Genomic DNA, 11,493 nt, shown 5'->3' on the forward strand with positions numbered 1-11,493 from the left:
ACCTAAACTATTGTGAATTCACTAATTTCTTAAGCAATAAACGTTGCTGTTCCCATTTTTCAGCTGGAGATAAATAATTTTTATGCAACACATTAATTGCAGCATCTAATAATTTTTGTTGAAGTTGTACATTTTTAAGAAGAGCATCAATTTTACGTGCGATATCCCCTGCATCTAGCGGATCAAAATATAACGCTGCATCACCACATAAATTTCTTGCAAAGTCCCTGTCTGAAACCAGTAATGGCCGTTCAGCAATAAAACTCTCAGGGAATACAGCAGTAGAAGACTCTACAAGACTAGGACAAAGTACAAAGGAGGATGATAAATATTCATCACAAATTAGATGGTTAGGAACATGCCCCACAGTCTTTATTTGATCGAGTACTTCATATTCGACAGCACTCTTGCTGATCTCTTCCCACCCAGCAGAATTTACAGGTACCGTAAATTTCAAAATCACTTTTTTATCATTTAACTTTTTCAATTCCGATAATACTTTTGGAAGAATTAATAGATTTTTATGAACATAAAAGCTTGCTGGTACGAATATCGTCGTTACAGACTCATCAGGGGAAACATGCTCTTTTCTTTCCTGAAGCCTTTTTTCAAAGGCTGGACTATAACTGTTACTAATTACATAAATCTTCTCAGATGAAATATTAAATTTATCAACAAGACGTGCTTTCACAACCTCAGTTTCAACTAAAAAATTATCAACATTTTTAAAGAAAAACTTCTGTTTAATAAAATCAAATAAAGCTTCTTTAAAACGGGAGATTTTAGATGGATAGAACTTTCTAATCTCGGGATAAAGCATTTTCCCAAGTGCAAAGCCTTGAATATTTTTAGTTTCAGAACGCCAGTAAGACGGGCCAAAAACAGTAAAAACCAAATCAGGTTTATGTTTTTGCTCTAGCTGGCGAATATAATTTCCCTGATCTCTTTTTTTATAAAATGGAACATTCGGAACGACATGGTAAGCTTTCAATTTCTGTTTTGAAGATTCATCGATCTGTGCATCGATCTGTGGTGTACATACCACGATTGTCTCAATGTCAGGGTCATGGACTATATTTTGAATAATACTTAACCCTACCTGTATTCCACCACCAATACTCAACAAACTACAGTCTAGAAAAATCTTCATTTTTTGCTCATCCAAGTCTTTAAAATATCAACCAGATGTTTCGACAAACTATCACTTGAATATTTAGAAAAAATTTCTCTAGTGCTTTTTTTATGTCTATCTATCAATTGAGCATCTTTATACTTCAGCATTTGTTCTGCTAATGACTCAACATGATTAGACTTAAAAACAAATCCATTTCTGCCAGACTGCACTAAATGTTCTGATGCACCTACAGCATCCGATACAATTACAGGTAAATTACAATAAACAGCTTCATTAACAACCATTCCCCAACCATCATGCCGACTAGGTAAAATAAAAATATCAGCTGCTTTATAAGCACTCATGATGTCATTAGAAGATATTACATCTCTAAAAAAAACTTGATCTTTGATGCCAAGCTTATTCACAATATCCTCACAATTGATATCTTTTTTTTGATTTCCAACTAATATTAAACACCATTGAACATCTCCTTTAAAACTATTAGAAAATGCTTCTAATAGTATATCAACCCCCTTACGCTTACATAATGCTCCTACAAATAGAAAAGCAAATCTATTTTTTTTAAAAGACAAAATTTTTTGATCAGGTAACCTATAATTTAAACTATTAAAGGAGTAAGGTAAAATTTCTATTTTTTCTCTTCTAACCCCCCAATTAATAAAATCAGATTCAGCTTGGTTTCCTATTGCTAGAGCCCCTAACGCAAATTTATTTATATATCTTGCATGTAATTTTTTCTTAAAAAATGATAAATACCAATAGATTCCTGTACGTGACTTTTCACTCCAATGAACCCATTTAATATTGTTTTTAGAAAAATAATTACGCAGTTTAATTAACAAGGGGTGACCATAACCTGGCAAGATATGAATATACTCTCGCAAATCGACTAGATTTAATTCGAAACTTTCAGGCTCTATATAAGTCTCATAACTCTTAAGTTTAATATCATCTTTCCACCCCATTTCACTACGGCTAGCTGGAACCTTTCCATAATAATAAACTTTAAATTTTGAACACACTTTATTTAAAGCATCAAAGAACTGTGATTGATGATGTGAAGGAATATTCATCCAAATAAAGATATTCATTTAGTTAACCTTTCTTTTAGGAAAGAAATAATAAAGCATTAAGTATAATATAGATGTATAAATAAATGATTTTAAAAATAAACCAAAGTCTGATCTTTGACTAGCTACAAAAAACACTACCAACATAGCAGCTACACCTTGATATTTTGGATTATTTAAAACCTTTCTACTTATTAAGAAGTTAAATATAAAAAACACCATTATAATATAGAGAAGATATCCCAAATATCCAAAATTCCAATAAAAATCAGCAATCATCATAAAATCATAACCCATATTTGGATTATCATTAAATAGCTCATTAAAATATAAGGAAGATCTAAAATAAAATTCATCTCCACCTAAAAAATATAGAATAAAACTTGGAAAAATCAGTGAAAAAATATACATCAAAAAACTTCTACCATATAGGTATCCAGTACTATTTACTATTAAACTTTTAACCTCTGGTAAAATAGCACTAATACCTAATGCACCTAATACAGGATAAATTATTAAAAATCCTATTTGAGCAAGCTCACTTTCTATATCACCAGCTCTCCTAACATACAAAAATATGAAGAAAAGAAAGGAAAAAAATAAAATAGATATTTTTTTAATAAATACTTTATAATTAAATGTTACATGCGTATTTTCATAAAATTTAATTACTAAATAAGAAAAGGCAAAATAGAAGATTATTCGCCTATCACCAGATAGCAAAGATGAAATTAAAACAGTTATCAAGAATAACCAATATATCTTTATACTTAAGCCATCTTTAAAAGATAACCTATAAAAAGTTAAAATAGGAACAAATAACAAATACATTCGACTTAGAGCACTTGTTATATCCCTATTAAATTGATCAACACCTCTATTATCTAACGAACCACTAAAGTTAAAGTTTAGAATATTAAAAGCAATTCCACCAACTATCAACATAGTAATAAATATATAAGCATATCCTCTATAAAATTTATACTCATTTTTACTTGGATAATTTTTTATATTTTTCTTCAATTTTGAAGTTAAAAAACATCCAATTATAAAAATGACAGCATATAAAATACCTGTATCTAATATAGATGAAGCCCAATATGTTTTATTAAAAATAATTTCAGTTGAATACATTCCAAAAAATTTGACATACTCATTGATGATATACCAACCAAAAAAATTTACAAAAATTCCAAATAATATTAAAAATATTGGATTCATAACATCTTAATCTCTTCTTTTAATTTTAATGATTGATAAATATACTGTATCAAATAAGCTACAGCCATACTTAATGGTAGAGTTATTGCACCATATTTACTTACAAAGAAATAAATTAAAGTTAAAGAAACTATCGACCATAATAATTGCATCCTAAAGTGATAGTAAGATTTCCCAACAGACACCCACAAACTCATATAACTTAAATTTAAGCTATAAAAGAACATACATATTAAAAAATAAAAAAATATATATTTAGCCATAGGATTGTTTGAGAGTTCACTCACACTTAAAAGGAACGGTGATATTAAGGCCAGCACCAATATGGTCAACAAGGTAGAAGAAACATTAAATAATGTTATTTTCCTCATCAAACCCAACTTATCTTGCTTGTCTTTTTTATTTAAAATAGTTAAATAATAGGATCCTAAAGAAGCCGGAACGAACATACCTAATAAATAAATTTGGTAACACCAAGAATAAATAGCAACTTCTTCATTACCTCTAAAATAAGAAAGCATATAAAGTATTAGGGTTAAAATTGGCCCCGAAATAATAGAAGATAGTAATAAAGGTGCATTAAATTTTTTAAAATAAATAAAGACAGATTTTTTTTTAGCCAGTTTGAAATTAAAAAAATTAGTGAAATTTTTTAAAAATTGACTAAATTGTAGTATAACAATTATTGTTTTAGAAAAAATAAAGCCTAAGATTGCACCATATAGACTAAAACCTTTAATTAAAGCAAAAAATAAAGCAACTGAGATAATTAAATTTAAAAAACCAAAAATAAATAATTCTTTATATCTTGAATTTCCATAAAAAAAACTTTCAAACAATACCCCTAAACTAAAAAAAAATATAGCAAAAAAAGATTCAAAGAAATAGTCAGTTAAAATGTAAGATAGAATAGAAAAAACAAAAGATAAAATCGCAATGATGAGTATTGAAATTTTGAAGTAATCTGCTACGAAAGCTTTATTTTTAACTAGCCATTTTGAAACAACAACGTTTCCAGAGTAAAGTAAGCCTAGACTTGCTATGACCACACAACTTGTAATCGTTGAAAGGAATAAGGAGAATTCCCCATACTCCTCCAAAACTAAATACGTCACTGCTAAATAGTTTATTATAAAAATAAAACTTTTAGCCGTGAAAGTATAGCCTATTGAAAATACTGCTTGTTTCAATTAAATAGACCTTTTGTATCTATAATAAAATTAGATTTTTCCTGATTTTTAAATAATTTTTTAAATTGTTTATGGTCCACTAAGATTAAGTGAATATCAGCTTCATCACGCGCTTCAAATTCAATTAACTTTACATTTAATGGTAATTTAACAGGTAAAACTTGAATATTAGGTTCAATTGCAAAAATATTTAAACCTATCTGAGCTAGCTTTTTAGTAATCTCTAAAGCAGGACTTTCACGCAAGTCATCAATATCTGGTTTAAATGCTAAACCATAACAAGCAACTGTAACGTCTTTAATCGTTTTTTCAGGGTTTGCCTGTAAAAACTCTGCAATCTTAATTTTAACCTGATCAATAACCCATTCTGGCTTTGCATCATTTACTTCACGTGCAGTGCGAATTAAACGGGCTTGCTCTGGGGTTTTAGACACAATAAACCATGGGTCAACCGCGATACAGTGACCTCCTACTCCTGGGCCTGGTTGTAAAATATTAACTCGTGGGTGACGATTTGCAAGCTGAATCAACTCCCACACATTGATATCTAACTTGTCGCAAATAATAGAAAGCTCATTGGCAAAAGCAATGTTCACATCGCGGAATGAGTTTTCAGTCAATTTACACATTTCTGCGGTACGTGCATTGGTTTCAATGCAATCGCCTTTTACAAAAACCTTGTATAAATCAATTGCCGCTTGCGAACAACGAGGTGTCATTCCACCAACAATACGATCATTGCTAATCAGCTCTTGTAACACTTTACCTGGCAACACACGCTCTGGACAGTGGGCAATTAAAATATCGGCTTGCTCACCATGGGTTTGAGGAAAGGTTAAATCTGAGCGTGCTTCACTCAACCATGCTGCCATTTGCTCAGTTGCACCTACTGGTGAGGTAGACTCTAAAATTACCAGATTACCTGTTTTTAAAAATGGTGCTAAAGCTTTGGCAGCCGCTTCAATATATTTTAGGTCAGGCTCATAATTATCTTTAAATGGCGTAGGTACTGCCACAATATAAGCATCAGCCTCGCATGGCTGAAGTTGAGCAGATAATTTCTGTTGTGCAACTACATCTCGCACCAAGGCATCTAGGTCGGGTTCTACAATATGAACCCTCCCCTGATTAATTAAGTCTACCGCGCGTGGATTAACATCTACACCTGTAACTTTTACACCATGTGCAGCAAAAGTTGCTGCTGTTGGCAAACCGATATAACCTAAGCCAATGACACAAATATGATTAAACTGTTGCATTCTTTTTAACCTTCTTTATTACTTTAAAGCTTCAATAATCTGTTTACAGGCTGTTCCATCCCCATAAGGGTTATGTGCTGCTGCCATTGTTTCATATAATTCAGTATTTTCTAGCAGCTCAACCACAGACTGTTGTATCAGTGCTGCATCCGTTCCCATCAGTTTTACTGTACCCGCCTCTACCGCTTCCGGGCGTTCCGTCGTATCTCGCATAACCAATACCGGCTTGCCCAATGAAGGTGCTTCTTCCTGAATACCGCCAGAGTCAGTCAGAATTAAATAACTTCGGTTCATTAAATATACAAAAGGCAGGTAATCTTGCGGTGCAATCAAATAAATATTAGAAATACCCGATAGCAGTTCATTCACAGGCTTTTGTACATTTGGATTTAAGTGTACAGGGTACACAATTTGCACATCAGGATATTGTTTTGCAATATTTGCCAAAGCTGAACAGATATTTAGAAAGCCTTGACCAAAGTTCTCACGACGATGTCCTGTGACTAAAATCAGTTTTTTAGTAGAATCCAAGAAATCGAATTGCTGTTCAAATTGAGAAATAATCTCTTGATCATTTTCAACTTTTTCTTTTACAGTTAATAACGCATCAATAACTGTGTTACCTGTAATCGTAATATTTTCAGGGCTAATATTTTCTTTAATTAAATTATTATAAGATGACTGGGTTGGTGCAAAATGATAAGTAGTTAATGCGCCCGTAAGCTTACGATTGGCTTCTTCTGGCCAAGGGGAATAAATATCACCCGTACGTAAACCTGCTTCTACGTGGCCTACTGAAATTTTGTGATAATAGGCGGCTAATGAAGCTGCAAAAGTCGTTGCAGTATCACCATGTACCAGTACCACATCTGGCGTCCACTCTGTGAAAACTTGCTCCAAACCTTTTAATACACCTGAAGTAATATCCGATAGGGTTTGGCCAGGCTTCATTAAATTAAGGTCAAAATCTGGAGTCAAACTAAATAGCTTAAGTACCTGATCTAGCATTTGACGGTGTTGCCCCGTCGCACAGACTTTTGTTTCAAAGCAACTGTCTTGTTGTTTTAATTGCAGTGCTAACGGCGCCATTTTAATAGCTTCTGGTCTTGTACCAAATACTAGCAATACCTTTTTTTTCACTTTACCTGCCTTTTTAATGAATATGATCTGGCCACTTCGGAGTACCTTATTTAAACTCTTGACTAGGCTTACCAAAATCACTCTATAATAATCTTAAAATGCTTAATCTCACTTTACTGCTTACTGAGTCCGCATGTTTCGGCACGAATAGTATCAGAAAACAATAAAATTTCTATTATGATTTGTGCTCAAATAACTTAAATTATAAAGTAATGTATATTTTTTGTGAAAATTTGGTATTTTATTTAATACAATTATTATCTGTTATAAACCTAATTTTTTCCTTTAAAAAAAACTGGTAATAAGTTACAAATTGTTATGTATATAACTGGTAACTTCGGTAGAATAACTCCAATTTGAATGAATCTAAAAATTAATATTTAGGAAAGCCTGTGCGACACTTTCGATTAGCTGTTTTATTGGCATGTGGTATTACGACTACAGGGTGTGCAATCACCTCTGGTCTACAAACAAATGACTTACCTAGTGAGGGTGTTTATCAAACTGATCTAGGCACTACAGTAAATGTCATTAAGCTAGATCAAGAATCAATTATGGCTGCTCAGCCTGCTGTACATAATATTCAACAAGAATATGCTCATCTTTTTAGTACATCACACCGCAGCTATCAGTTGAGTGCAGGTGATATTTTATCTATTTATTTATGGGCTTATCCAGAACTTACCTCTGCAAGTAATATTACGAGTGATCAGTCTGCACAAGCGAATGGCTTCCAGATCGATTCAGATGGCTATATTCATTTTCCAATTATTGGACGCTATCAAGCTTCAGGAAAATCAGTAGCCCAGGTCAATCGTGAATTACGTAGTCAGTTATCACGTTACTTAAAGACCCCGGATGTCATCGTTCGGGTATTATCATATCAAGGTAAAAGATATTCGGTTCAGGGCAATGTTGTAAAAGGTGGACAGTTTTATCTCAATGATCAACCTGTGAGTGTTTATACAGCATTAGGAATGGCAGGTGGTATCAATCCTGAGCAAGGTGATAATACTTCTATTACATTAGTTCGTGAAGGACGTTCCTATAGTTTAAATACCTTAGAATTAGAAAAAGCAGGATTCTCTCTACATAATTTATTAATACAGCCTAATGACACCCTATATGTCAATAATCGTGAGAATCAAAAAATTTACGTTATGGGTGAGTCAGGTAAAAACCAGTCACTACCTATACGTGACCAAGGCATGAGTCTTAGCGATGTAATTGGGGAAAGCTTGGGATTAAATCCACTTTCTGCTAGTCGCAGCAAAATCTATGTAGTACGAAGTAATATAAATTCTCCAATGACAGAAATATATCATATGGATCTCAGTAATATTGGGGACTTTGGCCTAGCAAATCAGTTTAAAATGCGTAGCAATGATATTGTTTATGTAGATGCTTCAGGTCTTGCACGCTGGCAACGTGTAGTTAACCAGGTTATTCCTTTCTCAAATGCATTGTATAATTTAGATCGTTTGGGGAACTAATGAAAATTAACAATATTTTAGTGGTCTGTATTGGTAATATTTGTCGTAGCCCAATGGCAGAGTATTTTTTAAAACAGGAATATCCTCATTTAAATATTGAATCTGCAGGTATTTCTGGTTTAATTGGTCATGCAGCTGATGAAAAAGCAAGTCTATGTATGCAACGCTTTGGAATTGATATGAGTCCTCATGTTGCAAAAAAACTGAATGCAGAACTCATTAAAAAAGCCGACCTAATATTAGTCATGAGCCAAAATCAGCAAAAACATATAGAACAAACCTGGCCTTTTGCTAAAGGTAAAACCTTTAGACTGGGACATTGGCAAAGTAAAAATATTGCCGATCCTTATCAGCATGATCAAACAGTCTTTGATGAAACTTGTAGATTGATTCAAGACTGCATTACTGACTGGAAAAAATATATTTAAGTTTTTTAATATTTTCACTTTTTGATATTTAAATTATGAGCCAAACTGCCAATACCGAAGATACTATTGATCTGAAGGAATTATTTTTTTCCTTAATTGCTCAATGGAAACTGATCACGATCTGTATATTATTGAGTTTAATTGCAGCTTTATTATATCTAAGGATCACTCCAGATACCTATAACGTAGATGCCCTGGTACAAGTAGAAGATAGTAAAGGAGCATCAGCAGCTTTATTAGGTGACCTTTCTAATATGATTGAGCAAAAATCTCCTGCTCAAGCTGAAATTGAGATTTTAAAATCGCGTCTTGTGCTTGGCTCAGTGATTAACCAGTTAAACTTGGACCTTGTAATTTCTGGTACTGAAGATTCGATCTGGAATCGATTATTAAAAAATCATAATTATGATATCCAATATACGACAAAATCAGTACTCTTCAAAGATAATGAGCAAAGTTTTGATGTAAGACAGTTTGATATTCCGAACTATTTTAAAAATAAAAATCTATTATTAAGTTTTGATGATAATAAATATAATCTAACTGATGCCGAAACAAATGAAATTATATTTACTGCTCCTTTAAACCAAACCAGTCAAATTCAATCAAGATATGGTCTTTGGAAAGTTGCCATTTATAGCAAAGATCTCTTAGATTCTACTTATAATATTAAAAAGCTGACGTTACCTGCAGCAGTGCAACGCATACTTAATAATTATTCAGTGGCTGAAAAAGGTAAAATGACGGGTGTACTTGGATTAAATTATCAGGGCCAGGACAAACAGCATATTACTCAAGTATTGAATGCCATCTTAACAGCCTATAGCCAGCAAAATATTGAACGTCGTTCAGCTGAATCTGCCCAAACATTGAAGTTTCTAGATGAACAACTCCCTGAGTTGAGCCAACAGCTAGATCAGGTAGAACGTGAATTTAACCAGTTCCGTCAACAATATAATACTGTGGACTTAACTAAAGAATCAGAACTGTATTTGACTCAAAGTATTGCTCTAGAAACACAAAAAGCTGAACTTGAACTTAAAGTTGCTGAAGCTTCTGCACGTTATACTGAAGAACATCCAGTAATGGAACAAATGAATGCTCAACTCGGTGCAATTAATAGTAAAATTGCAGCATTGAGTAATACTTTAAAGCAGCTTCCTGATTTACAACGTCGTTACTTACAACTTTATCGTGAGGTTGAAGTTAAACAACAGTTATATACCGGATTACTTAATACTTATCAACAACTTCGCATCGCTAAAGCCGGTGAAATTGGTAATGTACGTATTGTTGATACTGCCGTAGAACCAATTGAACCGATTAAACCAAAGAAATTACAAATTATAATTTTATCTATTTTCTTAGGCGGTTTTTTAGGAACATTACTTGCTTTATTGCGCAATATGATGCGTTCGGGAATCAAAGATTCAGCACAAATTGAAAGAGAGTTAGATCTGCCTGTATATGCAACAGTTCCTCGATCTCCTCTCCAAGAAAGTCGCGTCAATTTACTGAAAAAGAAAAAGAGCATTCCTATTCTTGCGGTTAAGGATAGTAGTGATATTGCAATTGAAAGCTTACGCAGTATGCGTACTGCAATCCATTTTGCTTTGAGTAATGCCAAAAATAATATTATTGCACTTTCGGGTCCGGCCCCTGAAATTGGTAAATCATTTATTACTACCAACCTAGCAACTATTTTGGCTCAAAGCGGAAGCCGCGTATTAGTGATTGATGGTGATTTACGTCGTGGTTATTTAAATAAATATTTTAATAAAGAAGTACAACCAGGTTTATCCGAACTATTAAATCATCAAAATAGCTATGAAGATGTAGTTCAAAACTCACAGGTTGATAATTTATTCTTTGTTACTCGAGGTAAAAGTCCAGTAAATCCATCTGAATTACTCAGTACAGATAAGTTCAAAGTTTTTCTTGACCAAGCTTCTGCTAGTTTTGATTACGTATTGATTGATACACCACCAGTATTAGCTGTGACCGATGGCATCATCATTGCACAATATGCTGGTGTAAATCTATTAATTGCACGTCATGGTAAAACACAAATTAAAGAGCTTGAGATTACTGTTACTCGTTTTGAACAGGCTAATGTAAAAGTTAATGGTGTTATTCTGAATGATGTACAAAAAGGGCCAGGTAATGGTTATGGGTACGGATATAACTATGCGTATGCTTATAAGGCTTCAAAAGATGGTGATTAAGATAAATTTAATTCATAGCAATTAAATTTGTCTTAAATATAAAGATAACCTCATTGTTATCATAAAGCTTCAAACTAAGGTAGAGTAATCAGATTAGTTTGAAGCTTTTTATATTTATCCTACTATGAAGTTAGTTATAGTCTTATAATGACTGATAAAATTAAAAATAATTATTTAATATAACCCGAATCCTGCTTAAGCCGATGACTTCATAATTTGAATTGTTGGCTTATTTTTATGGATCAGTTGATATGCACACAAGGACGCGTAAATCCCTCCTAGAAATCCATGAACACTACGTGCTTTGCTTGTCACTAAATTGTACTGAC

Annotated in this window: 9 protein-coding genes and 1 pseudogene; 3 read left to right on the forward strand and 7 right to left on the reverse strand. The window is 32.8% G+C overall.

All coding sequences use genetic code 11. The features are described from left to right. Positions 1–7: 7 nt before the first annotated feature. From ACEWB7_RS10145 to wecB, 6 genes are read right to left on the reverse strand one after another with little or no spacing between them, the layout of a single operon-like run. Positions 8–1,150, reverse strand: a complete 1,143-nt coding sequence (locus ACEWB7_RS10145) for a glycosyltransferase (protein WP_411580711.1) — start codon at positions 1,148–1,150, stop codon at positions 8–10. Then, a complete protein-coding gene (locus ACEWB7_RS10150; RefSeq protein WP_411580712.1) occupies positions 1,147–2,229 on the reverse strand; it encodes a glycosyltransferase family 4 protein in 1,083 nt (360 codons plus the stop codon). The genes ACEWB7_RS10145 and ACEWB7_RS10150 overlap by 4 nt, the downstream gene beginning before the upstream one ends. Further along, positions 2,230–3,429, reverse strand: coding sequence for an O-antigen polymerase (locus ACEWB7_RS10155; protein WP_411580714.1), 1,200 nt, complete (start codon positions 3,427–3,429; stop codon positions 2,230–2,232). It abuts the gene before it with no gap. Beyond that, on the reverse strand, positions 3,426–4,619 hold the full coding sequence (locus ACEWB7_RS10160; RefSeq protein ID WP_411580716.1) for a hypothetical protein: 1,194 nt from the start codon (positions 4,617–4,619) through the stop codon (positions 3,426–3,428). Before ACEWB7_RS10160 ends, ACEWB7_RS10155 begins: the two co-directional genes overlap by 4 nt. Further along, entirely contained in the window at positions 4,616–5,878 is a 1,263-nt protein-coding gene (wecC, locus tag ACEWB7_RS10165; protein ID WP_411580718.1) for a UDP-N-acetyl-D-mannosamine dehydrogenase, read from the reverse strand. The genes ACEWB7_RS10160 and wecC overlap by 4 nt, the downstream gene beginning before the upstream one ends. 18 nt (positions 5,879–5,896) lie before the next feature. Next, on the reverse strand, positions 5,897–7,018 hold the full coding sequence (gene wecB / locus ACEWB7_RS10170) for a non-hydrolyzing UDP-N-acetylglucosamine 2-epimerase (protein ID WP_411580719.1): 1,122 nt from the start codon (positions 7,016–7,018) through the stop codon (positions 5,897–5,899). Between the two features lie 392 nt (positions 7,019–7,410). Between wecB and ACEWB7_RS10175 the strand changes: the two genes are divergently transcribed. From ACEWB7_RS10175 to ACEWB7_RS10185, 3 genes are read left to right on the forward strand one after another with little or no spacing between them, the layout of a single operon-like run. Continuing rightward, positions 7,411–8,511 (forward strand): polysaccharide biosynthesis/export family protein, encoded by a 1,101-nt coding sequence (locus tag ACEWB7_RS10175; protein ID WP_411580720.1) that lies wholly within the window; start codon positions 7,411–7,413, stop codon positions 8,509–8,511. Next, positions 8,511–8,939: a low molecular weight protein-tyrosine-phosphatase gene (locus ACEWB7_RS10180; RefSeq protein WP_034706709.1), complete on the forward strand. Its 429-nt coding sequence runs from the start codon at positions 8,511–8,513 to the stop codon at positions 8,937–8,939. Before ACEWB7_RS10175 ends, ACEWB7_RS10180 begins: the two co-directional genes overlap by 1 nt. A 35-nt stretch (positions 8,940–8,974) precedes the next feature. Beyond that, entirely contained in the window at positions 8,975–11,164 is a 2,190-nt protein-coding gene (locus ACEWB7_RS10185; protein WP_411580722.1) for a polysaccharide biosynthesis tyrosine autokinase, read from the forward strand. 195 nt (positions 11,165–11,359) lie between these two features. Here ACEWB7_RS10185 and ACEWB7_RS10190 read toward each other — a convergent pair. Beyond that, positions 11,360–11,493 (reverse strand): annotated as a pseudogene (locus ACEWB7_RS10190) (IS982 family transposase); the annotation flags it as partial.

The sequence above is a fragment of the Acinetobacter sp. NIOH-H-8 genome, assembly GCF_046635365.1.
Taxonomy (GTDB): Bacteria; Pseudomonadota; Gammaproteobacteria; order Pseudomonadales; family Moraxellaceae; genus Acinetobacter.